Raw genomic sequence first — 25,821 nt, forward strand, 5'->3', positions numbered from 1 at the left:
CATGAAGCTAGTCAAGGCACGGATCCGAAACTTCCGTTCTGCAGAGGATTCCGGAACGTTCGATGTCGGAGAGCTGACCTGCTTGGTCGGTAAGAACGAGGCGGGCAAGACTGCAATTCTCACGGCGTTGTTTGGTACCCGTCCCATCGCCGACCAGTTTGCTTACGACACGGTGCGCGATTACCCCCGCCGCTTCCTCACGCGGTATGAGGAACGCCACGACGACGAACCCGCACCGGTTGCCACCCTGACCTGGGAGCTCAGCCACGAAGACCAAAAGGCGGTCGCCGACGTCCTGGGTGCCGGCGCGTTAAGTAGTACGACCGTTGACGTAACGACAGATTACAGTGGCCACAGCACTTGGAGCATTCACGTCGATCCCAACGTGGTGCGCGCGTTTCTGCTCGACCAGCACGGTGTGGCAGGCGAAGAGCGGGAGAAGTTTTCCAAGATATTGCTGGATCGACTCGTGGTCGAGATAGATGCGCACCCCGAGCCGTCTGACCAATTGCAGGCGGTCAAGCGGTCCATCAGCGGCTTCCGCAAGGGGAAACCAGTGCTGGCGGCCATCGATATCCTGCAGAAAAGGATGCCGGCGTTCTTCTATACCTCTCACTTTGATCGCATGTCCGGGGAGATATCGCTGGACAAGCTGTCTCGTGACACCCAAAGCGGCGCGACGATCTCCCCGGGTGACCAGATTTTCCTCGACTTCCTCGAGTACGCCGGGACGTCGGTCAGCGAATTGCAGTCCAGCACACGCCTGGAAGAGCTCAACGCACGTTGCCAAGCCGCCTCCAATGAAATTACCGATGAGATCTTCGAGTTTTGGAGTCAGAACGACGCGCTCAGTGTAGAGATAGCGCTTGCCCAAGGCCTCTCCGAGGATCCCGCCCCCTTCAATAGCGGGACTGTTGCCAAAATCCGCATTCGGAATGACAACCACAAGGTTTCGGTGCCCCTGTCTGAGCGCAGCGCCGGATTCGTCTGGTTCTTCTCCTTCCTGTCGCAGTTCAAGCAGATGCGAAAGAGGAACCCCGGTGCGATCATCCTTCTGGATGAGCCTGGATTGACGCTACATGGAAAGGCGCAAGCTGATCTGCTCCGCTACATCATTGAGCGTCTACTCCCCGACCACCAGGTCATCTACAGCACCCACTCGCCCTTTATGGTGCCGGCCGATCGTCTTGCGGACGTTCGCGTCGTCGAGGACGTTGTCACCTACGACCAGCGTCGCCGCCCCACCGTTAAGGGCACACAGGTCTCCGCGGACGTCCTGAGCGTCGATCAGGACACGCTGTTCCCCCTTCAGGCCCATCTCGGTTACGAGGTTACCCAAAGCCTGTTTGTGGGAGCGCATACCCTGTTGGTCGAAGGACCTTCGGATGTGCTCTATCTTCAGGCGGCATCGCACGCGCTCAAGCAACGCAAGCGCCAAGGCTTGGACAGCCGGTGGGTGATCTGCCCCACAGGCGGCATAGACAAAGTGCAATCGTTCGCCTCGCTCTTCTCTGGCAAGGGCATCCACATGGTCGCCTTGTGTGACTACGGCAATGGCGATAAAGGCAAGGTGCAGCGGCTGAGGGAGTCTCAGATCATGAAGACTTCCGGCGTCTTGGTAGCCACGGATTTCACCGGAAAGGCGGAGAGCGACATTGAGGACTTCTTCGCACCCGCCGTCTTCGCCGACATCCTCAACGGTGCCTACGGTCTGAAGGGAAAAGGGCAAATTTCCGCCCGGCAGTTCAGCCAAGACGGTGCCCTGACGCGCCAGGTCAAACAGGCCGAAGCACTGTTTAATGTCATGGGGGCTTCCGTTCCGCCCCTGGATCATTTCACTCCCGCCAACTGGCTCATCCAGAATCAGCACGTGCTGGCCGCGGAAACTACGGCCATCAATGAAACGCTGGAGCGCTTTGAGAAGGCCTTCGCTGAGATCAATGCGGCGCTAGGGGCCGGTGCGTAGATGAACCTCTGCCAGAGCTCCGCAATGGCAGCGGGTTCCTCTCCCGGCGCGCACTCATCGGAGGGCAGGACTCGGCTGCCTGACTCCCGCGCCATGAAATCGGCCTCTAACAGTGCGCCCTTTCCCTGCCATGCTGGCCCTGCGAATGCCGGGTCCGCAGAGGGCGCTTTAGACGCGCCAAGCCCAGTCTGATCCGTGAATGCGGCGACCACCCTGCCGGTTCCAGCGGAACGCCTCCCACATCAGAGTCGGCGGCGTTCCACCGTACTTCAACTCATCAGCCAACCGGATGAACACCTCATCGGTAATCCAGGTTGACGGGGCAAGGTCCAGGTCCGTGAGCTTGGCCGCATGATTGGCCGCGCGTCCAACCCAGACGATGTCGTTGCCGCCTCGAATGCCCGTGCGAGCAGCTCGGATTGGGCTGCTGTCGATTCCGACGACATGCCTCACGGTACCTGTCCAGTCGGGGTACTGCTGTTTCAACGCTGGCATGACGATCATCTTGACCGCATAGTTGATTTTCAACCCGGCCTTAGCCGCCGGCGTGGCTTGCCGGTCACCCACCCAGATGCCCATGAAACGATCTCCGTCGTAGGAGGTGATCTTGCCGCCCTCTTTCCTGATGATCGTCGCTGCACAGTGCAGGAACGCTTTGTAGATCTCTGCACTCAACTGCCAGGCTTCGGTGTCGACCATATTCGTTGAGCCGTTCAGGTCCGCGTACAAAACAGTGGCACGATCAAACTCCACTGCGTCATTGCCCAATCGCAGATCTTCTGGATCGGGTACAACTTGACCTCTCCGTGTAGACCATCGGGTTTGTGCTATCGCCTGCACGGCGGCCGTCATCTCTTCCAGCAGTGCCACCGTCAGTCCCTCGGCCCAGCTTCGAGAATGCGGGAGCGAATTTGTTCGCATGCCGGTGCAATCAAAGCCCGGGCGTCCGGGCCAGGGGTGTATCGGTAGGGGACGGTCGTGAGCCCCGTGAGATCACTGGGAAGCTTCAGCTTGTCTTCGCGCGGCTCCATCAAGAAGGCGCGCCGACGCCCCAGGAATCCAATGAACATACCCAGTTCAAAGACGACGTTGTCGCGCATGACAGGCCACTCGTCACCGCGGCTGATGACCATGTCATCCGCGTGGGCCACGGCAATGGCAAAGTCTGCCTGTTCCAGCTGGCGCTCGAGCTCGTCAAGTGTGTAGTTGGCGGCGCGGAACACCCCGTGGTCCCATACCACCGTCAGGAACGGGTCGTGCTCGAAGTGCTGTACCAGCAACCGCGTGACAGGGAGCGCCTCCACCGACGACATCACAAAGACCCGGACCTGTCCGCGAGGTTGGGTAATCATGTGATTGCGCTCTTTTAGACGGCGCGAAAGGGTCGCGGCCAGCCGCCGCCAGATGACGGGGTGTGAATCCGCAATCCTGCTGAAATCGATTTCCGGCACCTTTAGCACTACGGTCGGCTCGCGTGCAGTAACAGTTGCCGCCCGCAGTTGCGCCGGTTCGATGGCTGCCATTTCGCCGACGTGGTCCCCAGCCCTTCGGGTATTAACCACTTTGCCGTTGACCAGCACGTCCACGGAGCCGGAGACAATGAAGAAAACGTCGGTCTCTGGGGCGTCCTGAGTGATAAAGGCCTGCCCTGTCCCCACGTCGAGCAATTCCCCGGCCTGTGCCAGCTGGGCTGCGGCCGCGTCCAAGCCGGCCAGCAGGCGGAACTCAGCCAAGGCGGCGATCAGTCGCCTGCCATCATCCGCCGCGAGGCGCTCGACGATCCCAGTCCCCATACTGCCCCCTTGAAAGTGTGAACTGGGTCCCAATATACGCCCAAAGGAGCTGGAATGAATCCGGCTGCCAGCCACGCCGTAGGCGACGCGACCCGCCCGGCCTGGCCTCCTCTTGGGCGCAGGGAGTAGCACGATGGGACACAGCTGGAAAAAAGATCGCACCAAGAAGCGCATTGCCACCCGTTACGCCGAAGTCCGCGACGTGGACATCCGCGATTACAAGCGGGAAACCTCGCTGGTGGATATTCCAGTCAATCGCGCCTATCGCGTCCAAGGGGCGCATGTCTACATCGACATCGTCAATCTGGCGGACATGCTTAGCTGCACTGACATCGAAGGCGAAACCTGCCACAAGCGGGCCCTTCGATTCCTGAATCAGCACTACCGCGCCGTCCATCGCATCCTCGTTGAAAGTGATGCCATCCGTGTGGACTTTCACAACCAGCGGCTGCATGCGGTTGTGACCAAGCCGTACGGCGATGCCAACGAACGCGCCCGGATCGAGCGCGCGGTTGCGATCGCCCAGCTCGCCATCGATGTGCTGGCTGAAACGGGCGACTCGGACGCGCACATCCCCAATGCCCAGGTTCGTGTCGGCATTGACAGCGGGATGGCGTTGGCCGTCAACAATGGTCGTCGCGCCAGCCGAGAACCTCTTTTCTTAGGCTCCCCAGCCAATCAGGCGGCCAAGTGTGCCGGGCATGGAGGGGCTGAAGGCATCTACCTGACGCACGGCGCACGTGCCGTGCTTGAACTGCCTACCTTGACCGGCAACAAGGACCGCACCACTTCGCTGACCGATGCTCAGATTTCCGCATGCGTCGAGGCCGCTGCACTCGGCATTTCCAAGTCGCGCATCATCGAACTCTGGAAAGATGAACAGGCCGAGCTCCCTATCGGCGAATTCAAGTTCAGTCGACCGACGCCTCCGCTTTCTGATCTGGACTTCTCCCTGCTCAGCGCGGCGAACTCAAGGCGATTTGATGGCGTTTCGATCTATGCCGACATTGACGGATTCACCGACTTCGTGGACAAGCACTTAGAGGAGGATCCCGAACATCTGGTTCGAACACTGCACGTATTGCGCTCTGAGCTGGATGCGGTCGTACACGAGGATTTTGGCGGGCGTCGTGTCCGTTTTATTGGCGACTGCCTTCATGGGGTGCTGCTGGAGGGCACGTCACGGACGACAGATGCGCAGGACACGGTCAGCACCGCTGCCCAGTGCGCGGGTGCATTGCGCAGCAGTTTCTCCACTGCCCTGGAGCAACTGAGCGCCGAAGGCGCGGAAGTGGCAGAGCTGGGATTGGCCATTGGCTTCGAACTTGGCCCCCTTGCCATTTCCCGCCTGGGCATGAAGGGGAGCCTTCTGCGGTGTGCCACGGGGCGAGCGGTGTTGGAATCTGAAGCCCAACAACGACTCTGCGACGGTGTGGAGACGGCCATTGGTGAAAATGCCTACAAGGCCGCCAGCGCCGCGATACGGACCGTCTTTACCGACAAGCGAAAGGCGGCGAACCTAGACTATGCCGCAGCGGTGGAGGAACTCGCCGCATCCGGGGACCGCGTGGCGAAGGCAACACTGGAGGCACACTACGCTGAAGTGGCACCCGCAGTGGCTCCTGCGCTCGCGCAGCCGATCCGTCCTCATGTGGCCGCGACGTGACGCCAAGGCCTTTGGAGCTGCTGCAGCGCGTGGCACCGGACTACGGTGCCACGTTGATCGTAGACCCTGTCGGGGGGCTGGTTGGGATCACAGTGGTTCGGGCCGGCGGAGCCGAGTACGCATTTAGATTGCTCGTCTCCGTTGCAGGCGAGCACGTCTCAGTGCGCGAGATCGCCGACCCCGGCATGCTGCCGGGGTTCTGTCCCGATCGGCATATCAACGGTGACCGTAGCTTCTGCCTCGGCTGGGGAGAAGACAATCCGAGCCGGATCCAAGACGAAGCAGCAGCGAGGCATTGGTGGGCCACGGTCTACCAGTACCTGACCTACCAGATCGGCGCGAACGCCCGCCGGGTCTTTCCTGGAGCGGAGAACGGCCGCGCGCACGGTCGTGCTGCGCAGCATCAGGCCAATGCTGAGCAGGCAGCCGAACGACTGGGTCCGGCATTCAAGGCAGATGTGCTCGCGGGGCAGTTCATGGTCCGCAAGGATTCGCGCCCTCAGAAGCGGAGGCTCGAGCTCTGGCACGGCAAACTACTCCTTGCTCGGGTGTCGACGCGCACTGAAACCTTGGTCGGGAGACCCCCAGTCTGCCCATGTGGCCGCGATCCTGACGGTGCGATCACTGCATGTGGCGACCACGCTGCGGCCCTGGTCACTTTCATCTTGGAACAGCACCGATGTGCGCTGGCCGACACAGCTTTCCTTGAGGATTGTGCGGCTGCAGGAGCGCGCTGCTGCGGAACGCTGGACATCTGCGGTCTTCGATCTGCCATCAAACGAACACAAACCGTATCCCTCAAGACAGAGAACTCACCCCGTGCAAGAACCTCAAAATTCTGGCGGCCACCCGCCAAATCAAAGCGACCGCGTTAGTGCCGCTTGGCAGCAGCTGAATTTGGTCTTGGGCTTCTTCTCCCGTGTAGACACAAAACTCTCGGTCGGCCTGGGTATCAACCTGGGCATGCTTGCCATGATCGCGACGCGGCTGCCGAAACTTGATGAACTAACGGCCCTGATCTCGGTTGTGGGCGTTTTGTTCCTTACACCGCTTACTGTTAGCTTCTGGCACCTGTGGTACGGATATTTTCCGGAACTGCGAGGCGGGTCAAATTCGCTCATCTTCTTTGAACGGGTGTCGAGCATGGCCGAGCACGAGTTCTTGCAGAAGTGCGCGGAGCGTACGCTGATGGAGTTCGAGGAAGACCTCCTGGGTCAATGTTGGCGCAATTCCAAGATTCTCTCGTCAAAATTCAGCTGTTTGAAGTACGCGTACATTGCCACTGTTCTGGCAATCGCCCCATGGATGGCACTCATCGTTGTGCTGCCTCCGCCGGCAAAGTGACACACAAGTGGCTTCTGCTCATCCAGTTGTTGAGCCGGAGCCCCGGGCAGCGCTGACAGGGCCGGGCCTTCCGGCCCAAGTCGGCCCAAGGTGAGAAACGGTGCTGGCCATTGCCGGAGTTTGGCCATCGGCTATCACACGCACGTCGCAGTTAGCTCCCTTTCGGAAGGGGATGCCAGCCTAGACGTGCAGCAAACTCACGACGATAGACGGTGTCAATCTGGGGCGGGGCTCGCCGGACGTACTCTTCTGCGAGCGTCGCAGTTTGCCCTGAGAGGCTTGCGAGGTAGGCAACTGCTTCTTCCACTGATGGGACGCGTTGATTTTCCCCGTTGAACTTCGGTGGCAGCGCCGTCCATAGCACAGTGGTAATCCCGCGAGCAGCGGCCCAGTCAGCGAGCCCAGGAATACTCGCCGGTGCTGGACAGCCATGTGTCCAGACCCCCAAGTGTCGCTCCATGTTCTTTGAGGGAATGGCTTCCCGCTCACGCAAGGCTCGCTTGGCGTCGCCCTCGTCGTCGGTACCAGCCTCAACCCAGAAGGAGGTGACAGCAGACGCGGCCGCATGCATGACCAACGTAAGCCGTCCATTGCCGGATTGCCTTAAAAACTCTACGCAAACCGTTGGCCCGTCTGCCAGCCACTGTCCACGAACCGGTAGACCGTCGGGTTGCCATACCAGCGACCCCCAACCAAGATAGGCAATCATCTTGAGCCTCTACTCGACTGCGACAGCCGTGCCGCCCACCACAAGCGGCTCATTTCGTAATCGGTCGAGCCTTTAGTCTCTGCGCTCACCATCCTGGATGCCTCCTCGTCTCAACAAGACTCTGTATTGATAGCGCTACCGCGCCATCTGCCGCGATGTTGCGCTGCAGGGTCCGACGCCGGGCGAGAAGAAGCGCGAAGACGGAGCATGCTGCTGATTGCGGACTACCCGCAAGAGCGGGTGACGCATGCCTGGGAGATAGTCGAACCCGCTGTCTTCAAGCTCAAGTACGAGGCGGGAGAGAACCTCATGCTGCAGGAGCAAGCGGCGTCGCGACGATGCAATCCGAACACCCCGGCACCCTGTGAAAGGAAGCACGAAATGGCTGAAGTACCAGAACAGCTCTTCGGCAATAAGCTGGATGGGACTATCCTGCCCCACCAGTAGCAGGCAATCGTGCAGTGCACGCCCCAAGGCAAAGCAGTCATGCCGTCTGCCCTGCTCATGGGCGACCCTCAACATCACCACTAGTGCCGCCAGGCTATCCAGAGTGCCCAGCCCGCACAAGCCCTCGGTGATCTCTCGTAACCGACGGTCTCGGCGGACAAACATGCCGGCTCGCAAGCTCGCTCCGCTGAACACTTCCAGTTGCACAGGTGCACTGAGCGACATGAGTATTGATTCTCCACAACCGCCAAGTGCCTCGTGGACATTCAGAGCGGCCCAGACCGGTGAACATAGAACCATGCGGGAGCCGGGATAGCGCGCCTCGGCTGCTGCCTGCGTCGCCTGGGACGGGACGTGTTCCGCATGGGCATATTTCACCCACACATTGGAGTGGCAGCCGGGACGCTCCGGGGATATCGACTGTCCGAGCGCGTATGCGCTGGATAGGCCCATTCGGCTTCGCAAGCATTCAAACCACAATCCGACACTGAGTGATCGCAGGCAGTACGACACGGCTCGGTTGGCGGGAAGTATGCTCGTGCTTGCACGCATGCGGGCAAGTCGCGCCTCGCCGTAAAAGGGTATCTCTTTGAGCGCCATGGCCGTGCCCCTCCCCATTCACCTTTGATGGGTAACGAAACGCGAGTTTGTTACTCCTTCCACCATCCGTATTAGAGGGGCAGAATCAGGAGGACACAAGCGACGGGGTGTGACCACGCCATGACGGAGCGGACCAACGAATCAATCCTGGCCCCGGAACGCCGTGAGATCGAAAGAGAATTGACCTTTCATTTCGGGCCTCTCATCGGCTATGAAAACTTGCCGCGAGCTCTTGGCTATCGCTCCAGCCACGCGCTCCGCCAAGCAGAGGCACGCGGAACCTTGCCCGTGAAGATATTCAAAGTGCCCGGCCGCCGCGGCAAATTTGCCTTTGCGATGGACATCGCCGACTGGATGGTTGGGCTGAGGGCCGCAATCAGTCCGCCGGCAGTATCTGGCACCCCGCAAGATGAAGCGGCTGCTCTGAAGCCCAACCAGGAATGACGCCCCACAACCCAAACTCAAGGGGCCGGGCTTGTAGCGTTTCAAGAACAGACTCAAGACGTCCCCGAAGATGCGCTCGCCGAGCGCCGAGGAGAGTACCAAGAGCCGGAAACTAACATCTCCGAACCCTGGAAATGACTTGCCCCCGTTGGCGCGGGGGCAAGTGACATCTGTTGGAGCAGATGGTGGTGAAACTCAGCCTGTACCCTGAGGCTCACCCTTTTCCTTGACAAAGTCAAGCGACTTCCCGTTCGCGCGGAGGGGTGCGCCCATTTCCTCCCCATCTCATATGGCGGAGGCGAACCTGAATGGGCACCTTGTTCCAATCTCGAGACCGGGCAGACGTTCGCAAGCCGACGGCTGAGGAGCAGGATGATGACCGCAGGAAAAAGCGCGACCGCCAAACCGACGGACGAAGACCGCCGTGAGGGGCATCTGCCCCATTCCCCTCTCGAGCTAGCACGCGGCAAGCGCGACCGCCGCGAAATCTTTGTATTTCAGTCCCCGAAGAATGGGCGGACCGTAACGGTGGCCGACCTGGTCAACTTTTGCCAGGCGCTGATGCTCGAATTTGACCCCCAGGTGGAGATGTATGTTGAGAGGCCGCGTCGAATCACGGTAGGCGAGAAGCGCGACCTTGAGTTGAGCTTCTGGGTCGGGCGGAGGGATGGCACCCAGCACTACCAGTTTGTAATCCCTACAAAACGGGTGGCTTCACTGAGCGTTGGCTTAGTCAAGCTTCCCGCAGATGACGAGCTCATCCACATGGCCTTGAATCAAGGGCTCGTATTGCGACTTGTCCACGAAAACTCTCTGGCATCTCGCGCCAGCGAGGTCGCTGTTGCCTACGAACTACTTCCGCTTGTCTGGGCCAATGCAAAGATCGCGGGGGCCAGGCAGTTGGAAGTGAGGATTGAGGACATGCTCCAGAACGTTGAGCGCCTCACCATGAGCGCATTACAACTGCAGACGGGCCAGGCCCGGTTCGCAGTGGCTTGCGCAGTGGCAAGCCTCGTCTACACCGGCCGCGTACAACTCGTGGACTATCGCCCAGGGGATCCGGATGCCCTCGTGGAGGTGCGTCATGGCTAGGTACGAAATCTATGATCAGGCGACACTCGACGAGTGGTACTCCCCACATCCGGTTGATATTGCACCAGATCATCTCTCCAAGTTCCGCGTGGCCAAGGAAGCACTCACCGCCTTGCTTCTGGGCCGTTCCACCATCACCGCTATATCCCGGAGATATGGAATCTGCCACAAACGCCTGAAGCGCATGGCAATGAAAGCGCCCACGATAGCCCACGATGGCATGCCGCACGGATTTCGCGTATGCATTCCATGGGGCAGTTACTCGACTGAGCTTTCCTTCGAACCCGCGGAATTGCCGCTGGTTCCAGGAAGATTTGCGTGGCACAAAGTCTCCGAAGCTGTGCCGAGTGTTAAAGCCTTGATCGATGGCTTTGCAACCCATCTGCCGCCGGGCCGCCCTCCAAGCGCGTTCGTAAAATTGCACCAACGAGTCCTTGCGGAGCTGAAGCAGCACAACCTGGAGGACAAATTCCCCCTGAACGATCCTGGCAAGGGGAAGCGCTCGCTGCTTGCTTTGCTCAAGCGGCGGCAGTCGGCAGTAGCCGACGTGGACCTTTATGAACCTCAATCGGCATCGAACGCTCCTGTCGCTTTGGAGCAAGCAGTACGGATGGGCCTGTTCGCCAGAACGGAGTTTGACGCGCACCAAATCGATGTTGAATGCAAGATCTCCATCGATATGCCCAATGGCGCGCGTGTTACGCGCAAAGTGTCACGGCTATGGCTTCTCATCGAAATAGAGACTGAATCCAGGGCGGTAACGGGATGGCTTCTCTGTGTCGGCCAGAGCTATGACAATCTTGATGTAGCGCTCTGCTTGTCCAAGTCAATGGAACCCTGGGCTCCCAGGGACCTGACGATCCCGGACCTCTTCTACGCACCTGGCGCTGGAATGCCCGTCTATCAGGCAGCAACGCCGATAGTCACGCGCTCGGCCGCTGTCGCACTGGACAACTTCCTTGCGCACTCGGCCCATGCACTCGAAGCAGCATTCTGCAGGGCTCGGGGAGGTGTGATGATCTTCGGAAAGTCGCACACACCGCGCTCACGACCCATTGTAGAGCAATTCTTCTCGCGCTTGGAACGTGGTGCGCTGCGTAAGATCCCCGGCGGTTTTGAGCCCGCCAAACGGCTGGGGGAAAACAAGATCAGGATCAGCAACTTCTCTCCGGATGCCCATCCCATCCAGATGCACCTTCTCGAGGAGCTCCTGGACGTCATCATAGCCAACTACAACGCGACGCCTCACTCCGCACTCGGACAGATGACGCCGCTAGCGTATCTCACGAATCGCAAAGAGTCAGCGTTTGCGTTTGCGCCGGAAACCTGTGGCCTGGATGCTGCAGATATGGCTTCGACAATCGTAAGCCTGCCCGTAAAAGGCAACAAGGATAATGGGGAGTTGCCCCATGTCACCTACTTGTATGCGGACTACCGATCCCCTTCCCTTAACGATAAATGGGGACTGATTGGCACCAGGATTCTTGCGCGCGTGAATAGGCGCGATCTTCGTTCAATCGTGCTACTTCAAAGTGCCACCGTGCCATTCGGAGTGGCTACCGCGCGAGCGCCTTGGTCGCGCGCGCCGCATGACGAGAGGACGCGAAGGATCATCTGTCGTTGGTCCAAACAGCGCAGTGATTTCTCAATCGCTGGCGTGGAGTGTGCAATTGAAGCCTTCATAGCGCATCTTCGATCTACTGCAGACACGTCCCAACCCGCAGTCGACCAACTTGCGCGCTTGCAGCAGTTGCACTTCGGCCGTCTGCCCGACATTCGGTCCCAGCCAGCTCACATCCCGGTAAGAGTCCCCCGGGGAGGCAAGGTGAATCTTGATGACTAGATCGGACCTTGCGGAGGCCATCATGGCCGTCCGTCGCCTTGACCCCGACCATCCACTTTTCATTGAGTCTGGCTACCGTATCAACACGAAGCCTGTCGAACGCATGGCGGATTTCGTTCTGTACAACATTCAGCAGGGTCATCATGGATGCTCTCTTTATTCAGAGAGCGGGGTTGGCAAATCCACGGCGCAAGACTATCTAGTCGAAACCGACTGGCGCTGGCTCGTGGAGGACGGACGCCGCGCAGGTGTGGCCAGGGCAATCGTCGCAACCTCAGATGCATGCAGGAGCCCGCTGAGCTTCTGGCACGCGCTTTCACATCAACTGGGAATGCCGCGCTGGTCATCGGCCAGGCCTCACGAGCTGAGGGCACGAGTACACAATCACATGCGCGCCGCGTGTGGGCACGCCGACGTACGCAGGTACGTATTGTTCATCGACAGTGCTCAACGGCTCACCAATCTTGAGTTTCAGTGCTTAGAAGATCTTGATAACTTGATGAGCAAGGACAGGCTTACTCTCTTTTTGGTCTTTGTGTACCAAAGTGACCAGCAGGGCATCGAGCTTGGCGACATGTGGCAGCACCATCCGTCACATGTTGTTCGCCGGTGGTTTCTGGACTCAGCCCCATTTCTTCCTCTTGCGGCGCGAGATGAAGTCAGGCATGCCCTGTCGCGCTACGACGGCGCAGCATGGTGGCCGACAGAGGACATGCCATTTTCTAGATACTTCGCCACCGACGCATTTGATCGCGGATGGCGGCTGGAATCTGAAACGGAGATGATTTGCGATGCTGTGTCCGCCCTCCGGAGGGAGGTGGGACTTCCCGAACATAGTGGCTGGCCGATGTGCTCCTTCACATCGACCGTGCGGAATCTGCTAACGAACGCTTGGTTTCAGCAGAGTTTCGAACGCTTCACTCCATCTGACGTCCGTGCTGCGCTTGTGCATGTCGGGTACCTGCGAACCGAGTTCATTCGCATGCGCGAGAAGATGTCCGACAAGGCAATCGCCATCATTGAGAAGATACAGAATACGGCAAACCAGGTAGGGGGAAGCAATGAATAGCTCTCGCGCCGTAAATCCTTCTACGCCTCGGATTGTCGGCGCAGAGCATGAGTTCTATCCATACATATCGGGCTACGGCGTGCTGCAGCGGATCGTTGCACTGGGCATGCCAACAAGTGAGCAACTCATGATCATGGGGGTGAGGCGTAAGACTGGGCGCTCCATGCTCCGCCCTTTGCTTCTGCCGGGCCGGGTGCAGGATACTTTTGCGTCAGCCATCGAAGTCCGTGACGTCACAACGAAGAATCTATGGAATCCGGCCGCGTGGCTTCCAGTTCAATCACTTCGACTTCTCGCGGGTAGTGAGCTTCCATATATGCGGTGCCCCGCATGCGCACTTCACGGCTACCATTGTTCACTATTTCTCCTTCCTTCCATCTCTGCGTGCCCTTGGCATGGCGAGAAGCTCATCAGCCACTGCGAGGCATGCGGAAGGACGCTGGGCACCAGTTTTGACCACTCCGGTGGTCTCGGGACTTGTACTTGTGGATTTCAGCCAATCGACGCCCACACAGCGCTACTGGACGTCAGGCAATTTCCCGCTCGTGAAGTGTCGCAGTGGGTGGATGACTACCTTCATTGGGCATCACGCCAGCGGGCAGGCCGAGTGATTCACTTCCCCAGTGATGCGCAAAGCTGGCCTTCAGCTCTGGCGCGCCTGATTGATAGAACGACTCCTATGCCGCCCGTCCACCAGGACGATGGCAATGCTCACGTAAGGTATGAGGCTTTCCAGCCATCCGCTGACGATCCGGAGCCAGGGGCGTTCTGGGGCTGGGCAATGATTGGCGGCAACTCGGGCCTCATGTGCGCTCCGCTCCCATTGATGGCCTACGATGCTTTGACGCGGGCCACTGCAGCGGCATGCGCCAGGGTCGGACTTGAAGGCCTATCTGTCCTGAGCTTCCGCTCAACGCACTACGACACCCAAGGACCCACTGAGGTAGAGCGGCACGAGTCGTTCCTAGCTCCCTATGGTGTTTCTGCCAGCGGCGCGACTTGGCTCAATCTCTCGGTTGTCGACCCGATGGTAACGTTAGCGTGCGGCACAGCGCTGGAGCTGGCCGCTGCGGCCTTTGGTATCGCGAACGACAAGCCGGATAGGTCCCCTTCCGTAATCGTCGCTTCGGTATTGGACAGCATTAAGGGAAGATCCGCCTTGGTCGACGCGCTTGTGTGGGTTCTGGCAACCGCTTATGAGGAAGGCTTGGCGTTGACGCTTGCAAGGGTGTTCAAGCTGAATCCGAAGGATGTACTGCCTTCAGGTGGGTATCCGGTCATCGAGCTTCAGGGTTCCGCCCGTTCCTTGAGAGAAGTCCGGGTCGCCTGGGTGACACCTCGAAAAACAGCTAGAATCCAGCAGAAATCCTAAGGCAGGCAGTTCTTAGCAATTTTTGCCATCATTGGGGCAACGGCACTGTCTCGTGCCGGACTGCGAACGGCAGTAGCCTTCATGCGAGTACGCAACACAAGGGGAGGCTTTGCCGCCGCGTGGGCTAATTGGCAATTCTAATGAACCCCCGGCAGTCGTGGGCGTGTTTTATGGGCTTCCGGAACTGTTGGGCGTTATTTATGTACTTCTGGAAATGCCGGGCGTCTTTGGTGAACTTCCGGGAATATCGGGCATCTTTGGTGGACTTCCGGAAATATCGGGCATCTTTGGTGGACGGAAGCTGCCAGGAAGAGGCTAAGCTCACCCCATCCATATCTTCTAAAATCAATGCGTTAGAGGCCGGGCGTTTTCGGTGCGGCAGACATCTGGCTTGGCTCTTGCCTGCCTGCTGGCTCCCCCGACAAGGATGAGCTTGCAGCATGATCAAGATGGATCCGCACGACAGAATTGACCTGACCGGCCCTTGGGCCGGTTTCGGCTTCCAAGCTGGACACATGTTCACGCCCGAAGGTCACCAGCTGGAGCCCTCCGACATGGCCTGGTGGTCCCTGACCTGCAACATTGCGCGGGAATGGCGACTGATGATGGCCGAGGCTCGCGCAGACTTGGCTGCACGATCGGCTCCGGCCTCCACGGGATCCGCCAAGGCGAAATCCGGCGTGATCTACCTTGCCGAAGTCCTCAGAATTCGCCGAGAACGGCGGTTGGGCGTCGGTGATCCCGGCTCCGGCGCCGAAACCTCCAATGTGGTCTACATGAGCCGTGGGCCGAGGCCCCGCCAGCGCGTGTGAGGCGCTTCCGTAGGGGCGCCGCCCCTACACCCCGGCTACTTGCATGATTCATACACCAAGTCGTCCATTTGGCGGCTCAGCGCGAAGGTGCGTCGGTGCCCCGCAGCCTCGAAGGCGGCGGCACGTTGGGCCTTCGCCCAAGCGCAGCGATCCGGATTCTTGTACTGGGAGAACTGGATTGCGGTGCCGCGAGAAGCCGGTGTAGTGCGTGTGCGTTGTGTCCTGGCGGCAGATTCTTGGCGGATCAGATCGAGGCGACGCTCATTGGCGACTACTTCGGGCGATCTTGGGGCAACCTCCGCAGACCACGTCTTGGCCGCAACACCATCATCGCAAGGTCCGGATCGATATTCGGTACCGGTCTTGGTAACGCATTTGTTGACCTGCTGGGCGTGCGCGCTGCACGCGAACAGCAGAAGACCTGCTGAAATCCATGTCTTCATTGCTTCCCCCTCTGCAGGCGGAAGCTTACCTCGCGGAGCGTGTCAGGCCAATCGGGCGTGACGCGTCACGTTAATCAGAAGCTTGGCGGGTAGGGTTTGGATTCCGGGAACGTGCCCATGGGGCGCTCACCTACGCGCACGATGGCGCCTCCACTACTTGCCGCCATGACCGCGCCCGCGCCGCCGCCGCTTCCACTCGCTACGCTCGCAGAACCAGCGGCAGCACGGTCACTGTCCAGGCGGTACAGCGTTGGCTCTTCTTCGCGCCGGGGTGCCTCCCTCGGCCACGCCGTTGCAACCGTCTCAAAAGAACCCGCCGTGAGGCGAACTCCGTAGACGGCAACCCTGAGCCGGTAGCCCATCGCAATCAGCGCATCGAAGCTCAACTGATCGACCGTGTTCCCTGAGCCATCGACCCATTCGACCATGCCGACCGAACGGTCTCCGAACTGAGCAGTGAAGGCCAACCGAATTCGATTCGCCTGCGTCATGGCGGCCACGTAGCGCTGCTCGACGGTCATCCCGGCCAATGGATCCGAGGCGGGCACCGCAACGGCTGCGGCCGGCACAGCGCCGGTGCTGATGGCCTTGTGGGCGCCCTGCCCCTGCGTTGCCTTGGCGCCTGCCGGTGCCTCCACGGTCGCTTCCGGCTCGTCGCTGTGCATCATCCTGATGAAGTAGCCGCCGAATGCCCATACGCCGAAGATGAGCCCCACGGCTGCAATAGCAATCTTGGGTGCAAGCTGTTTCCAAATGTTGGTGCCGCCTTCCTCATACACCTCTGCATTCTCGGCGCCGACTGCATAGCCGTGGTAGAGCGGATAGATGGCCGGATCGTACTTGAGCGTCTTCCCGCCGACGACCTCGAATTTGCCCGGGCTGGTGGTGTGGTAATAGGTGACGCGATATCGCGATTTCAGGCCCACAGCCGTGAGCTTCTGGAAGACATTCTTGCGCTCGATACGCGCCCTCACCGCCTGATGCACGCGGTTGATCCACTGCGTCATGATCAGCACGTCGCCGCCGTTCTGGCCGATCAGTGCGAAAAAGTTCTCCACTTCCTCCGGCAGCTGGTTGCGCTGTGCAACGTAGAACTCGTGCACCTCATCGATCACCGTGAGCGCATCCTTGAACTCATCGGGAATGCACCATTGGCCGGTTTCCGGATGCCTGGAGCATACGAAGGTTGTTGCAACGTCCTTGGTCTCCACCAGCGTCAGCAGCTTGTAGACCTCATCCACGGGCATGTTCAAATACTCGGCGATGCGCTCATGGTTCAGGCCATTGAGGCGCGCAAATACCCGGCGCCCCTTCTTGAGTGTGGGCAGAATGTGATTCTTGACCGCATCGTAGCTCTTGCCTGCACGCGGCACGCCCTCGTTGAAAACCAGCATGTCACCACTTCCCCAAGGTCAGAATTTTCCGGGTGATGAAGAACACGATTCCGAGCGACACCACGGTCATGCACTCGGGAATCTTGAAGATGTTGACGAACCACGCGATGGTCGGCCCCGCGTTTGCGAACAGGGTTCCGAGCTTGTACTCGGTCATGAACTCCGGTACCGGCAGCTTCTCCAGCGCGTGTGCGGCCAAGTCCAGGACTTGTTCGATCGCGTACAGCACGAGGTCACGAAAGAACTCAACGATGGCATTCCACAGGCGTTCCACCTGCTTGCGTATGTACTCGGTCAGGTCGTTAAGCCATCCGGCTTGAAGCGTCACGAATGCGATTAGGTTGATCATGTGAGCGCGATCTTGATTGCGTGGAAGGCGGCGAACGCGAGCAGCAGCCAGCCCAGCAGTTGAAGGATGGCGACAATCTCAGGCTTGCACAGGAAATCAAATGTCATGGCATCCCAATACGCCGTCGCCGGGAAAGTGAAGATCGGGCAAGAGGCGCTGACGCTGATCTCAAAGAAGCTCTTGGTGGCGTCAATGATCGGGGCCTTGCTCACCCGCTCGGCGAAGTCGTCATAAAGCTTCTCGACGGTCTTGCCTTCCGACTCATACAGCGCATCACCATCGCCGCCCGGCTGCCCGGGGCCGTCCCCATCACCATCACCGTCGCCGGGACCCGGTCCGGGACCAGTGCCGCCACCGCCACCGCCATCCCCGCCATCGCCGTCGCCTTCGCCGTCGCCCGGTCCGGTGCCCCCGCCTCCATCGCCGTCACCACCGCCGGGATCGGTGCCGCCCCCGCCATCGCCGCCGCCGTTGTCGCCGCCCCCATCGCCGCCGCCCGGATCGGTGCCCCCGCCATCACCGCCTCCGCCCTCGCCCGGATCACCTCCGTCACCAGCAGGCGTCGGAGCGGGCGCATCGGTCTCTGTGCAGGCGCCCCCTGTTGGGTAGTACGTGAACCCAGATGGGCTCGATGGATCAAGACTGCTGCTGTACATGCAGCCGGTATGACAAACATTCACCGTTGCAGCTGTCTCGCCGCCCTGCCAGCCAGACTCATCAGGCCGCTTATCGCAGCTCTTATCTTTCGACCACGAGAACCATTGCCAGCCCACATCACGCCCGTTCTTGTCCCAAGCGGCGTAATTGCCACTGCCATCGCTTGATTTACTCTCTCTGCACCTCATCGGCTGCCACGCCGCGGTGCCCTTCGCAATTGCAGCCATGCAAGCGGCATACGCCGCCCCCTGATCCGCATACATCGCCGCTATCGCGCGTGGTGACGTAGTCAGGATCATCAAGAGGACGCCGGCAATAAGCGGATGACGAATCACGCACGGATCCCCATGACTACAGCGATGCCGCACAGCGCGCTGATGAAGCCGGCGAACAGGCAGAGGATCATTTGACACCCCGCGTCAAGAACAGCCGGGCCACCTTCGGGCCCGCCCACAGGCCGAACTTCAACTGGGCAATGACGGCACAGCCGCCCAGCACCGCAAGAACCACCATGCCGACCTGGAGGCCGCCGATGATCATCTGATAGTCCATATCACTCCCCTGAAATAGAAAGGGGAGGCATGGCCTCCCCTACCCCACCACTGCTCGGCTTACGACTTGCCGAACAGGCCCGCCACCTTGCGGCCACCCCACAGGGAGAAGCCGACGACGGCGATCAGGGCGAAGCCACCACCCAAGGCGGTGAGCGCAGCAGCGACGGACAGGCCGGTCAGAATCGAATCGAAATCCATGTAAATCCCCTTTCATTGTTGAGTTAATGGCGGCCTACGATTTGTCGAACACAGCTGCAACACGGCCACCGATGTGCGCAGCCAAATACAGGGTCATGATCAGAATGAACGGCCCCGACGCCCATCCTGCGAGTACGTCTTTGTCCGGCACCTTGAACGCCTCAGCGAACATGGCGACGGAGGAAGCCTCTGCGCTGCTCATCAGCACATACCCCGTGCACTGATCGACGGGCTGACCGGTTGGGATCAGCGTTCCGTTCTCCCCTAAAGCAACGCAGAGGCTCATGACTTAGGCCTTCGACGTGGCCGGCGCAGCCTTGAACCCGATGGGAGTCAGGTCCACGTAGCGCTTGAGCACCAGATCGCCATACGGCGACAGCGCGAACGACTTGGGATCAATGTCGTACTCGCCAGCCGGGTACGGCGGACGCTGGCCGAGGCCGACACGGAACGGCAGTTCAAAGCCGTTGCCCAGGTCGAGGCCGACCATCTGGGAACGGATGATGGAATTGGTCTTGGCGTTGTGCTGTTCATCGACAGCAGCCGACTTCACGCGGCAGATAGGCATAGTTCTTCTCTCACATAGCGATGGAGTGGTTCACCCTTTGCAATGCCGCGAAAACGTCCGGGGTGACCATCACGGACGACGCGGGCCAGCAGGAAGTCGGTAAACGAATCACCGAAGGCTCCGTGCAGAACACCGATAGCTGGGCCAGCCTGACGCTCCAACCAGAGCACCATCGCCTCAGCGGAAACTTCAACGTGCTTGCGAATCGTGCGCAGTCGGGTGCACACGCCCTTGATGAGGTCCTGCAGCGCGCTGTACGAACCGCGCAGGTACGCGCCCGGGTTCAACAGCACATCCAGCGGGATTTCCATGTGCTTGCCGTACAGGCGCACTTCCGCGCGCACCCAGCGCGAGGACGGCAGGCCCTCGGCCTTCCCCTTCTCGTATACGCACAGTTCCTTGTGGCCTTTTCCGCCGACGTACAGCGTGCAGCCGGTGTTGTGGCCTTCATCGGAAATGAAGCGGTGACGCGGCGGGCAACCGCCTTCGGTGAAGCCGCCCTGAGCAGCAACCTCGCGGAGCGCATGCACGTCCAGGCGTTCGCCTTCGTAGTCGTCGTGCGCGCAGTCAACGCGGGTAATCTTGGCGTCGAGCATGGAGCACTGCTTGTAGACGCGCGGCCAGTCACGAATCCACTTGCAACCCATGCCAGTGAGGCTGAGGCAAACAGTGTTCTTCTTACCCCCGATGCCAACGCGGCCCACTACCTCGTTCTCTCGGTCGATGAGCACTGCCGACTGCTCATAGAAGTTCCAACTCTTCTCACGGATGGCACCGGCAACGACCTCGCCACGGAAGCCGAAGATGCGGAACAGCAAGAGGTCGAGCTTCTTGCAATTCACTTCCTCAAGTGCAGAGAGCGGGACCACAATGGTCAGGTAGTCGATGATTGCGTCTTCCTGACCCTTTTGGCCCGTGTTACTCCCCGGGCCAATTCCCGCCGCCGCCCGCTGACCCTTTTCACCGGGCGAAAGCGGGGAAAAGCCCCCTGCCCCGCCAACGACAGCCATGCGAAACCGTGCGCGATCAACGGCCATCGTCCGCCCCCTCTTGGTCGACAAGGCGGCCCTCATCCAACAGGGCATCCATGCACCACTTCCAGGCCCCCACGAATGCCCAAAGACCGAGAACAGCGCCGACGAAACCGGCGATGGCGAGCCAGATCGCGCGAAAGGCAGTCCAGAAGTCGTCGCCGAGCAGCGCCCCGACGCCAGCCAATGCGCTCACGACAACGCAAACGAGGATGAGCAGGCCAGCAGCCCCAGCCGTCTTGCGCGCGGCCACGCGAAGGGGCGAGCGATCAACGGCCATTGCGCATGCTCCCCATCACGTAATGCAGGAAGCCGAAGACGACCAGCACGAGTGTTACCGGGTTCGGGACGGCTGCGAAGACGCCGATAGCGAGAAGGACCCACGGGAAGGGGCTGTTACGGAACATGGCAACCCTCCTGCTGATTGATGAGGCAAACCGGCGCCAGCGATGCCGTGCGATGATTCGTGTCCAGGCAAACGGAGACGCCCATGCGCACACCCATGAAGTTCAGCGGCAAGCCGCAGTCGTACGTAAAACAGCTGGAGGCCCGTATTGCGGCACTCGAATCAGCAGTGACGGCACTGGTGATGGTCAACAGATCACCGGAGTTTGCGAAGGCGCTTGGCGCGTCCGCAGACTGGAGCGAGGGATTCATGAGCGCCCCCGAGACGCGAGCAACTCCGGAGTTTGTGCGCGACTGGCGGACAGCCCTGATGCACGTCCTGACGGAGCCCCCGGCACCAGAGGCCCGCTCACCTGACGCCAATCGCGGCGAATCCGGCGATCCGCAGAGGAGTTCGACAGACTGAGGTCTTTCCGAAGCCCGTCACGCACGGCGCACCTCCCGCAGATGCCTCAGGGAAGCGCCCTGTTGGGCGCGAATGGATTGGAACGCAGCTTCTTCCTCAGCGGTCCAGCCTGATGCGGCCAGTTCGGCGCGTGCCTGGGCAACGACGGCCGCTTCCTTGGCGCGCTGGACGGCGGCATGGTCACGCCGGTCCAGCAGCCACGAAACGATGCGAGCGCCGCCAATGGAGATGGCCGCGATGGCCCCCAGAAGCGCGAGGGCAAGGAGGGGCTCTGTCATGGCAGAATCCCCGGCGTAGGACTCATCGCAAAGGGGCGAAGATGGATCTGGATCGCAAGTTTTGGGGTCGAATGCTCATTCGGATGCGAAGCATTACGCCGCATGGCGTCACGACGTTCGCCCTCGGCCTCGCCGTGGCGGTGCTGATCTACCTGCTTCTTAAAGCGCCCGCGCTCCCTCCCCTCTCCAGTTCCGATAGTGCCTCTGACTGGGTCTCCGCACTGGCCGCCGCAGTCGCTGCTGTTGCAACAATCGTAATCGGGCGCTTTGCGCACCAGTTCACCAAGGAGGCAGAGGAAGGCCGAGCGATTGAGGCGCGCAAGCAGAAGAGGCGCATTCACGAAACGATAGTCGCGCGACTGCGCGTAATGAGGAACACCGCGAGAAGAGCTCAGTACCCCGTCGAGGCAATGGAGCGACTTTTCGCAGCCATCGCGGGGGACGGCCAAGCCAATCGAGGCGAAGCGCTTCCAGGATTCGAACCGATGACAAATGAGGTGAGAAGGGAGAGGTTGGCCGTCGTTCTTCAGCTTGAGATGACTGAGCGATATCTGGACAGCATCAGCTGGAGCGATGAGTTCAAAACGACCCTTGATGCGGCCTGCATTGATGCACTCTTTGAACTTGAGAAGAAGGTCCTTTGGTATCGGACTGTAATTTCGCTCAAGATCAAGGAGCTTCGATCGCAGGAGGAGCGAGGAGGACACGAAGCCGGCGCTTACGACGCCGCTCAAGACGCTCATCTGCTCGGCATTCGACAAATAGCGAGGGATCTTGCAGGTGCTGCTGCAACGTTCATGGTTGCACTGGATGAGCGAATTGCCGTGTTCATCGTCGATTAGCATGACCCTGCCCGTTAGCCCCAAGAGGACCCGCCAGCGGCCTTGGGGTGCCGATGGCGGGGATGTTCAAGGTCAATGAACATCGGGTGCATGTATATTCCCCTTGAACACAGCCTGTCAAGGGGCATGAACATGCAAGACATCAATTCGCTGCTGGACGCGTGCAAGGTCGCAGCCGGGGTAAGCAGCGATAACCAGCTGGCGGCAGCCCTTGGCGTAGGCCGCTCAGCAATCAGCAACTACAGGCACGCAAGGGCGCTTCCGGACCCTGTCGTCTGCGCAACCATCGCCGGATTGAGCGGAATTCCGTTGGCCCGTGTGTTGGGAGTTGTCGGTGAGGCGCGTGCCATAAGCCGGGAAGAGAAGGCTGTCTGGCGAAAACTCGCCGCTACCGCGATGGCGCTATGCCTGGCTGTTGGCTTCGCCCTACCCCACAAGGTTCGGGCGGCGGTGCCGGGCTTCGACAAGGCACAAGCTGTATACATTATGCGAAATCACGTACCCACCGAATCTGGGCCTTTATTGGCTCCGCATGGCAATGGCTGGGCCTCTGGCTCGGCTCCTGCCTCCGCCCCGAGACTGCCCAGCCAAGTATGAGATCGCGGCATGATCGTGTTCGACCCGCACCACCGTATTGACCTGACCGGCCTTCGGGCGGGCGTGCCGGAGCCTGCTCTGATGGACCGGGTGCTGCAGCTGCTGGCTGGTGAGATACCTGATGGGGTGCGATGTGGCATGCCGTAGCCGAGCTTGGCTCGGCTCTACTGTGGCGCTGGTTGCGGGGGCTCGGGCTCGTGGGTGGAGCCCTCGAGCAGGGCGACGTAAGTATCCAGGCGGGTGCGGAGGCTGATCAGCATCCAGCCCAGTAGGTACAGCAGCACCATGGCGAAGATCAACAATGCGCCGAGCAGGCTGACGTCGAACGCGCTCGCCCAGTCACCCCATTTCCATTCGCGGAATTGCAGGTAGAGCGCGATCAGCAGTGGAAACGGCCCGAGCCGCTGCAGGCCGCCATACATCATGCCCATGCGCTCGATCATATTGGTGCGCAGCGTGCTGACATAGCGAAGGCGTCGCTCACGCTCGATGCGGGGGAAGCGGCGAAGCTCGGTAACCACCGTTTGCCAGTGCGCGAAGTCGCCGTCCATCTCCTTGGCGTGCGAGAGCCGTGGCTGGCTGAACTGGTGAATTCCTCTGCAGGCGGCCAGGGCGACTCCAACGATGAAGCCGCCGATCTCGATGGCCAGGCACGCAACAACCACTTGCAGCACCACACTCACAGGTAGCCACCGATCAGGCAGCTGGCCACAGAGAATGCCAACGATTGCGGCGGCCAAGCCAATGCGAAACGCCCACGTTTCCACCCTGCCCGCCTTCGGATAGATGCTGTGCTCAGCCAGCCCCTGGACCCGCTGGTAGAGCCAGTGGAAGGTCAGTTCCTGCGAATCAGTCTTTGCCGGCGAATCGAGTTCGCCCGCTGCCTGCATATCCATTGCGTCCCCTGCCACCGGCTACGATGCCGACCGTAGCATCTCAGAAATAGACCCCGATATTGAGGTTCAGCCGTGAATGCCAGCGCGACGGGCCGCCATTGTTGATGCCGATGCCATCACCGCCGGCAAACCACATGTTGCGGCCGGCAATCCAGTCGACATGGGTGAGCATCCCGCCCCTTCTGCAGGCTGCAGCCGGTGACGTTCTGCCAGGAGTCGCGCCCCCCCCGCTGCTGTGCCCCACCAGACGGGTCATGCTGAGGTTGTTGCAGCAGGTCAGGTCGTCCAGCCAGGCGCGCGGGCCAAAGGAATAGGCAACGTTGGCACTGGGCACATCGGCCTCGGCCGCGATTTCAAACGGGGCCGAACCCGCGTGCGACTCACTCAGTATCGACCCAGCCCGCATCGCGCGCACGCGCAAGATCTTCTGGCGTGTCGATGTCCAGGGCCAGTTCCGGTGCCCGTAGGACATGCACCGTATCGGCAGGAAGTTGCCGCAGGCTCGCTCCGAAGCCGCGGTCACCGGCTGCACCCACAGGGATGAACCAGGCGCGCGGTACTACCGCGGGAACGCCAAGCGCACTCCCATGACGGGTGCCAGCGCACCCTGACGCCGAGACGCGGGCACCTGAAAGCAGCGCCTGCAGATGGGAGCGCTCGATTGCGGGCTGGTCACATGCCACGACCATCACGGCGCTCACCGTCGGCGGCAGGTGTGCGCCGGCGACCTGCAGACTGCTCGCCAGGCCGCGTTCCCAGTGGTGGTTGGTTACCGGGGTGGCATCCAGCCCGGCAATGCTGGATGTCACTGCCTGTGCGTTCGCGCCTACCACGACCAACACCTGCGCTGGCGCGAGCGCCAGCGCCAATCGGACCACGCGATGTACCAGGGTCTCGCCCTGCCGGGTCAGAAGCTGCTTGGGCTGACCAAGTCGGGTGCTCCCGCCGGCAGCAAGCACGACGACCGCATGCGGGTCAGTCACCTGCCGTGCGCGCTTCGCCATTGCTGCAGCTGCGCGGCGATGCTGAGCGAAATCGCCTCTGGCCCTCTGCCGCCGATTTTCAGGCCAACCGGTGATCGAAGTCTCGGGGACAGGCGGTGGCGCTGATCCGGTGTCAGCAGTTTGAATAGGTCCTCGCGCCTTCGCTGCGGACCCAGCAGTCCAATGAACGCGACTTTGGTATCAGCCAGGGCCACCAGCGCCTCCCGGTCAAGTTCGAAATCGTGATGCATCACCAGTACCGCGTCGCACGGGTCGCCATGGAGGGCCTCGGCCGGGCTGGTCTGCAACTGTGCATCCGCGCCCTGCCCCGCTGAGGCCCAGCGCGCTCGCCGTTCGGCCACGCTGATCCGCCACCCCAGGCCACGCAGCAACGGAACCAGGAAGGGCGTTTCAGGACCGCCCCCCAGGATCAGGGCCCGCGGAAGCCGGGGCAGCGTCAAACACCACGCACCCTCACCAAAGGGCTGCATACCGTCCATCGGATGCAGCTGCCACGTCCGCTCGCGATGGCCCGCGCGGAAAACGATCTGCCCCGATGCGCGAAGCTCGCGCTGTAGTGGCACACCCTCGCGCAGCCATGCCTCGATGACAACGTCGATGCCGGCCATGGCACGCAATGGCAGAAGTGCAATCCGCAGACGACCACGGCACCCAAGCGCGGACCCACTCAGCAGGTCCTCGTCACTGCGCGTGTCGATCTCGATCCAATCGACCTGCCCTGCCGCGCTCACCTGCTCTGCGCGTCGCGCGAGCTCGGGCTCCAGGCATCCGCCGCTCAGCCAGCCGACCTGGCTGCCGTTGCAGAACAGCACCATGTCGCCGGCACCGGCGTAGGTGGAGCCATCGGTTTCCAGCACCAGCGCCAGCACGGCGTGCTCCCCCGCGCGCGCGCGCGTCAAGGCCGTCTCGAGCACGCTCCGCGGGCTTCCTTCGGTGAGGAAGCCCGGTGCTGCGGACAATTGCCCGGCAGCATCCCTGGGCCCTCCTCCGCCTATCGCGGAGGCCTCCAGAGTGGCTGAGGCCGCGGGTTGGTCCATGCGCA

At 60.8% G+C, this 25,821-nt stretch carries 33 protein-coding genes; 16 read left to right on the forward strand and 17 right to left on the reverse strand.

What is annotated here, in order from left to right:
* Nucleotide 1 precedes the first annotated feature (1 nt).
* The gene (locus tag ACZLIF_RS10850) at nt 2-1,966 is read left to right on the forward strand and encodes an AAA family ATPase (RefSeq protein ID WP_024956865.1); all 1,965 of its coding nucleotides are present in this window, start codon (nt 2-4) and stop codon (nt 1,964-1,966) included.
* Nucleotides 1,967-2,134: 168 nt separating this feature from the next.
* On the opposite strand, the gene ACZLIF_RS10855 is transcribed toward ACZLIF_RS10850, so the two are convergent.
* Both ACZLIF_RS10855 and ACZLIF_RS10860 read right to left on the reverse strand, forming a co-directional pair.
* On the reverse strand, nt 2,135-2,836 hold the full coding sequence (locus ACZLIF_RS10855) for an adenylate/guanylate cyclase domain-containing protein (protein WP_197585661.1): 702 nt from the start codon (nt 2,834-2,836) through the stop codon (nt 2,135-2,137).
* Between the two features lie 2 nt (nt 2,837-2,838).
* Nucleotides 2,839-3,759, reverse strand: a complete 921-nt coding sequence (locus tag ACZLIF_RS10860) for a TIR domain-containing protein (protein ID WP_095052052.1) — start codon at nt 3,757-3,759, stop codon at nt 2,839-2,841.
* A 133-nt stretch (nt 3,760-3,892) separates the two neighbouring features.
* Here ACZLIF_RS10860 and ACZLIF_RS10865 point away from each other — a divergent pair, with 133 nt between their 5' ends.
* From ACZLIF_RS10865 to ACZLIF_RS10915, 11 genes are all read left to right on the forward strand, one after another.
* Complete coding sequence (locus tag ACZLIF_RS10865; RefSeq protein WP_111205582.1) at nt 3,893-5,425, forward strand: adenylate/guanylate cyclase domain-containing protein; 1,533 nt, start codon at nt 3,893-3,895, stop codon at nt 5,423-5,425.
* Between the two features lie 92 nt (nt 5,426-5,517).
* A complete protein-coding gene (locus ACZLIF_RS10870; protein ID WP_369332838.1) occupies nt 5,518-6,300 on the forward strand; it encodes an E2 domain-containing protein in 783 nt (260 codons plus the stop codon).
* A complete protein-coding gene (locus ACZLIF_RS10875; RefSeq protein WP_474752781.1) occupies nt 6,245-6,769 on the forward strand; it encodes a Pycsar system effector family protein in 525 nt (174 codons plus the stop codon). Before ACZLIF_RS10870 ends, ACZLIF_RS10875 begins: the two co-directional genes overlap by 56 nt.
* 916 nt (nt 6,770-7,685) lie before the next feature.
* Complete coding sequence (locus ACZLIF_RS10880; protein WP_126412177.1) at nt 7,686-7,925, forward strand: hypothetical protein; 240 nt, start codon at nt 7,686-7,688, stop codon at nt 7,923-7,925.
* 720 nt (nt 7,926-8,645) lie between these two features.
* Nucleotides 8,646-8,969, forward strand: a complete 324-nt coding sequence (locus ACZLIF_RS10885) for a hypothetical protein (RefSeq protein WP_024956858.1) — start codon at nt 8,646-8,648, stop codon at nt 8,967-8,969.
* A gap of 375 nt (nt 8,970-9,344) precedes the next feature.
* Nucleotides 9,345-10,061, forward strand: a complete 717-nt coding sequence (locus tag ACZLIF_RS10890) for a hypothetical protein (protein ID WP_049401583.1) — start codon at nt 9,345-9,347, stop codon at nt 10,059-10,061.
* Nucleotides 10,054-11,904, forward strand: coding sequence for a hypothetical protein (locus tag ACZLIF_RS10895; protein WP_024956856.1), 1,851 nt, complete (start codon nt 10,054-10,056; stop codon nt 11,902-11,904). The genes ACZLIF_RS10890 and ACZLIF_RS10895 overlap by 8 nt, the downstream gene beginning before the upstream one ends.
* 22 nt (nt 11,905-11,926) lie before the next feature.
* Nucleotides 11,927-12,973 (forward strand): ATP-binding protein, encoded by a 1,047-nt coding sequence (locus tag ACZLIF_RS10900; RefSeq protein WP_164972404.1) that lies wholly within the window; start codon nt 11,927-11,929, stop codon nt 12,971-12,973.
* A gap of 562 nt (nt 12,974-13,535) precedes the next feature.
* A complete protein-coding gene (locus ACZLIF_RS10905; RefSeq protein WP_478461936.1) occupies nt 13,536-14,345 on the forward strand; it encodes a hypothetical protein in 810 nt (269 codons plus the stop codon).
* Nucleotides 14,346-14,785: 440 nt separating this feature from the next.
* Complete coding sequence (locus ACZLIF_RS10910; protein ID WP_430543093.1) at nt 14,786-15,157, forward strand: DUF3653 domain-containing protein; 372 nt, start codon at nt 14,786-14,788, stop codon at nt 15,155-15,157.
* Nucleotides 15,158-15,393: 236 nt separating this feature from the next.
* Entirely contained in the window at nt 15,394-15,585 is a 192-nt protein-coding gene (locus tag ACZLIF_RS10915; RefSeq protein WP_128990866.1) for a hypothetical protein, read from the forward strand.
* Between the two features lie 89 nt (nt 15,586-15,674).
* On the opposite strand, the gene ACZLIF_RS10920 is transcribed toward ACZLIF_RS10915, so the two are convergent.
* From ACZLIF_RS10920 to ACZLIF_RS10965, 10 genes are all read right to left on the reverse strand, one after another.
* Complete coding sequence (locus ACZLIF_RS10920) at nt 15,675-16,994, reverse strand: zonular occludens toxin family protein (protein WP_193396963.1); 1,320 nt, start codon at nt 16,992-16,994, stop codon at nt 15,675-15,677.
* A gap of 1 nt (nt 16,995) precedes the next feature.
* Complete coding sequence (locus tag ACZLIF_RS10925; RefSeq protein WP_128990220.1) at nt 16,996-17,343, reverse strand: phage coat protein; 348 nt, start codon at nt 17,341-17,343, stop codon at nt 16,996-16,998.
* Nucleotides 17,340-18,335, reverse strand: coding sequence for a hypothetical protein (locus ACZLIF_RS10930; RefSeq protein ID WP_478461937.1), 996 nt, complete (start codon nt 18,333-18,335; stop codon nt 17,340-17,342). Before ACZLIF_RS10930 ends, ACZLIF_RS10925 begins: the two co-directional genes overlap by 4 nt.
* Nucleotides 18,336-18,402: 67 nt before the next feature.
* Nucleotides 18,403-18,552, reverse strand: coding sequence for a hypothetical protein (locus tag ACZLIF_RS10935; RefSeq protein WP_164972360.1), 150 nt, complete (start codon nt 18,550-18,552; stop codon nt 18,403-18,405).
* A 59-nt stretch (nt 18,553-18,611) separates the two neighbouring features.
* Complete coding sequence (locus tag ACZLIF_RS10940) at nt 18,612-18,752, reverse strand: hypothetical protein (RefSeq protein ID WP_164972359.1); 141 nt, start codon at nt 18,750-18,752, stop codon at nt 18,612-18,614.
* 34 nt (nt 18,753-18,786) lie between these two features.
* Entirely contained in the window at nt 18,787-19,038 is a 252-nt protein-coding gene (locus tag ACZLIF_RS10945; protein WP_049422019.1) for a hypothetical protein, read from the reverse strand.
* Nucleotides 19,039-19,041: 3 nt separating this feature from the next.
* The gene (locus ACZLIF_RS10950; RefSeq protein WP_128988219.1) at nt 19,042-19,320 is read right to left on the reverse strand and encodes a single-stranded DNA-binding protein; all 279 of its coding nucleotides are present in this window, start codon (nt 19,318-19,320) and stop codon (nt 19,042-19,044) included.
* Nucleotides 19,302-20,357, reverse strand: a complete 1,056-nt coding sequence (locus tag ACZLIF_RS10955; protein ID WP_128988218.1) for a replication initiation factor domain-containing protein — start codon at nt 20,355-20,357, stop codon at nt 19,302-19,304. Before ACZLIF_RS10955 ends, ACZLIF_RS10950 begins: the two co-directional genes overlap by 19 nt.
* Nucleotides 20,347-20,631 carry a hypothetical protein gene (locus ACZLIF_RS10960; RefSeq protein ID WP_128988217.1) on the reverse strand — a complete coding sequence of 95 codons (285 nt, stop codon included), beginning with the start codon at nt 20,629-20,631 and terminating at the stop codon, nt 20,347-20,349. Before ACZLIF_RS10960 ends, ACZLIF_RS10955 begins: the two co-directional genes overlap by 11 nt.
* The gene (locus ACZLIF_RS10965; protein ID WP_164972358.1) at nt 20,621-20,758 is read right to left on the reverse strand and encodes a hypothetical protein; all 138 of its coding nucleotides are present in this window, start codon (nt 20,756-20,758) and stop codon (nt 20,621-20,623) included. Before ACZLIF_RS10965 ends, ACZLIF_RS10960 begins: the two co-directional genes overlap by 11 nt.
* Before the next feature lie 83 nt (nt 20,759-20,841).
* On the opposite strand from ACZLIF_RS10965, the gene ACZLIF_RS10970 reads away from it, so the two are divergent.
* On the forward strand, nt 20,842-21,162 hold the full coding sequence (locus ACZLIF_RS10970) for a hypothetical protein (RefSeq protein ID WP_128988216.1): 321 nt from the start codon (nt 20,842-20,844) through the stop codon (nt 21,160-21,162).
* Between the two features lie 17 nt (nt 21,163-21,179).
* Here ACZLIF_RS10970 and ACZLIF_RS10975 read toward each other — a convergent pair whose 3' ends face one another.
* Nucleotides 21,180-21,440 carry a hypothetical protein gene (locus tag ACZLIF_RS10975; RefSeq protein ID WP_128988215.1) on the reverse strand — a complete coding sequence of 87 codons (261 nt, stop codon included), beginning with the start codon at nt 21,438-21,440 and terminating at the stop codon, nt 21,180-21,182.
* 41 nt (nt 21,441-21,481) lie between these two features.
* On the opposite strand from ACZLIF_RS10975, the gene ACZLIF_RS10980 reads away from it, so the two are divergent.
* From ACZLIF_RS10980 to ACZLIF_RS10990, 3 genes are all read left to right on the forward strand, one after another.
* The gene (locus ACZLIF_RS10980; protein ID WP_128988214.1) at nt 21,482-22,282 is read left to right on the forward strand and encodes a hypothetical protein; all 801 of its coding nucleotides are present in this window, start codon (nt 21,482-21,484) and stop codon (nt 22,280-22,282) included.
* A gap of 90 nt (nt 22,283-22,372) precedes the next feature.
* Nucleotides 22,373-22,879 carry a DUF3693 domain-containing protein gene (locus ACZLIF_RS10985; protein ID WP_164972357.1) on the forward strand — a complete coding sequence of 169 codons (507 nt, stop codon included), beginning with the start codon at nt 22,373-22,375 and terminating at the stop codon, nt 22,877-22,879.
* Nucleotides 22,880-22,888: 9 nt separating this feature from the next.
* Complete coding sequence (locus ACZLIF_RS10990; RefSeq protein WP_164972352.1) at nt 22,889-23,026, forward strand: hypothetical protein; 138 nt, start codon at nt 22,889-22,891, stop codon at nt 23,024-23,026.
* A gap of 17 nt (nt 23,027-23,043) precedes the next feature.
* On the opposite strand, the gene ACZLIF_RS10995 is transcribed toward ACZLIF_RS10990, so the two are convergent.
* Genes ACZLIF_RS10995 through ACZLIF_RS11010 form a run of 4 tightly spaced genes read right to left on the reverse strand, consistent with a single transcriptional unit; the run spans nt 23,044 to nt 25,816 of the window.
* Nucleotides 23,044-23,775, reverse strand: coding sequence for a hypothetical protein (locus ACZLIF_RS10995; RefSeq protein WP_128988212.1), 732 nt, complete (start codon nt 23,773-23,775; stop codon nt 23,044-23,046).
* 40 nt (nt 23,776-23,815) lie between these two features.
* Nucleotides 23,816-24,190, reverse strand: a complete 375-nt coding sequence (locus tag ACZLIF_RS11000; RefSeq protein ID WP_478461939.1) for a hypothetical protein — start codon at nt 24,188-24,190, stop codon at nt 23,816-23,818.
* Complete coding sequence (locus tag ACZLIF_RS11005; RefSeq protein WP_128988211.1) at nt 24,156-24,779, reverse strand: nucleotidyltransferase family protein; 624 nt, start codon at nt 24,777-24,779, stop codon at nt 24,156-24,158. Before ACZLIF_RS11005 ends, ACZLIF_RS11000 begins: the two co-directional genes overlap by 35 nt.
* Nucleotides 24,755-25,816, reverse strand: coding sequence for an XdhC family protein (locus ACZLIF_RS11010; RefSeq protein ID WP_128988210.1), 1,062 nt, complete (start codon nt 25,814-25,816; stop codon nt 24,755-24,757). The genes ACZLIF_RS11005 and ACZLIF_RS11010 overlap by 25 nt, the downstream gene beginning before the upstream one ends.
* Nucleotides 25,817-25,821 lie beyond the last annotated feature (5 nt).

Source organism: Stenotrophomonas sp. 2201_Sma (genome assembly GCF_056486685.1).

Coding starts and splice junctions, on each gene's coding strand:
- ACZLIF_RS10885 (WP_024956858.1), top strand. CDS start 8,646: ATGACGGAGCGGACCAACGAATCAATCCTGGCCCCGGAACGCCGTGAG.
- ACZLIF_RS10980 (WP_128988214.1), top strand. CDS start 21,482: ATGGATCTGGATCGCAAGTTTTGGGGTCGAATGCTCATTCGGATGCGA.
- ACZLIF_RS10950 (WP_128988219.1), bottom strand. CDS start 19,320: ATGCCTATCTGCCGCGTGAAGTCGGCTGCTGTCGATGAACAGCACAAC.
- ACZLIF_RS10985 (WP_164972357.1), top strand. CDS start 22,373: ATGTATATTCCCCTTGAACACAGCCTGTCAAGGGGCATGAACATGCAA.
- ACZLIF_RS10960 (WP_128988217.1), bottom strand. CDS start 20,631: ATGGCCGTTGATCGCTCGCCCCTTCGCGTGGCCGCGCGCAAGACGGCT.
- ACZLIF_RS10850 (WP_024956865.1), top strand. CDS start 2: ATGAAGCTAGTCAAGGCACGGATCCGAAACTTCCGTTCTGCAGAGGAT.
- ACZLIF_RS10965 (WP_164972358.1), bottom strand. CDS start 20,758: ATGTTCCGTAACAGCCCCTTCCCGTGGGTCCTTCTCGCTATCGGCGTC.
- ACZLIF_RS10925 (WP_128990220.1), bottom strand. CDS start 17,343: ATGATCAACCTAATCGCATTCGTGACGCTTCAAGCCGGATGGCTTAAC.
- ACZLIF_RS10945 (WP_049422019.1), bottom strand. CDS start 19,038: ATGAGCCTCTGCGTTGCTTTAGGGGAGAACGGAACGCTGATCCCAACC.
- ACZLIF_RS10890 (WP_049401583.1), top strand. CDS start 9,345: ATGACCGCAGGAAAAAGCGCGACCGCCAAACCGACGGACGAAGACCGC.
- ACZLIF_RS10860 (WP_095052052.1), bottom strand. CDS start 3,759: ATGGGGACTGGGATCGTCGAGCGCCTCGCGGCGGATGATGGCAGGCGA.
- ACZLIF_RS10975 (WP_128988215.1), bottom strand. CDS start 21,440: ATGACAGAGCCCCTCCTTGCCCTCGCGCTTCTGGGGGCCATCGCGGCC.
- ACZLIF_RS10990 (WP_164972352.1), top strand. CDS start 22,889: ATGATCGTGTTCGACCCGCACCACCGTATTGACCTGACCGGCCTTCGG.
- ACZLIF_RS10940 (WP_164972359.1), bottom strand. CDS start 18,752: ATGGATTTCGATTCGATTCTGACCGGCCTGTCCGTCGCTGCTGCGCTC.
- ACZLIF_RS11005 (WP_128988211.1), bottom strand. CDS start 24,779: ATGGCGAAGCGCGCACGGCAGGTGACTGACCCGCATGCGGTCGTCGTG.
- ACZLIF_RS10955 (WP_128988218.1), bottom strand. CDS start 20,357: ATGGCCGTTGATCGCGCACGGTTTCGCATGGCTGTCGTTGGCGGGGCA.
- ACZLIF_RS10935 (WP_164972360.1), bottom strand. CDS start 18,552: ATGGACTATCAGATGATCATCGGCGGCCTCCAGGTCGGCATGGTGGTT.
- ACZLIF_RS10995 (WP_128988212.1), bottom strand. CDS start 23,775: ATGGATATGCAGGCAGCGGGCGAACTCGATTCGCCGGCAAAGACTGAT.
- ACZLIF_RS11010 (WP_128988210.1), bottom strand. CDS start 25,816: ATGGACCAACCCGCGGCCTCAGCCACTCTGGAGGCCTCCGCGATAGGC.
- ACZLIF_RS10865 (WP_111205582.1), top strand. CDS start 3,893: ATGGGACACAGCTGGAAAAAAGATCGCACCAAGAAGCGCATTGCCACC.
- ACZLIF_RS10910 (WP_430543093.1), top strand. CDS start 14,786: ATGATCAAGATGGATCCGCACGACAGAATTGACCTGACCGGCCCTTGG.
- ACZLIF_RS10895 (WP_024956856.1), top strand. CDS start 10,054: ATGGCTAGGTACGAAATCTATGATCAGGCGACACTCGACGAGTGGTAC.
- ACZLIF_RS10970 (WP_128988216.1), top strand. CDS start 20,842: ATGCGCACACCCATGAAGTTCAGCGGCAAGCCGCAGTCGTACGTAAAA.
- ACZLIF_RS10880 (WP_126412177.1), top strand. CDS start 7,686: ATGCTGCTGATTGCGGACTACCCGCAAGAGCGGGTGACGCATGCCTGG.
- ACZLIF_RS10920 (WP_193396963.1), bottom strand. CDS start 16,994: ATGCTGGTTTTCAACGAGGGCGTGCCGCGTGCAGGCAAGAGCTACGAT.
- ACZLIF_RS10900 (WP_164972404.1), top strand. CDS start 11,927: ATGGCCGTCCGTCGCCTTGACCCCGACCATCCACTTTTCATTGAGTCT.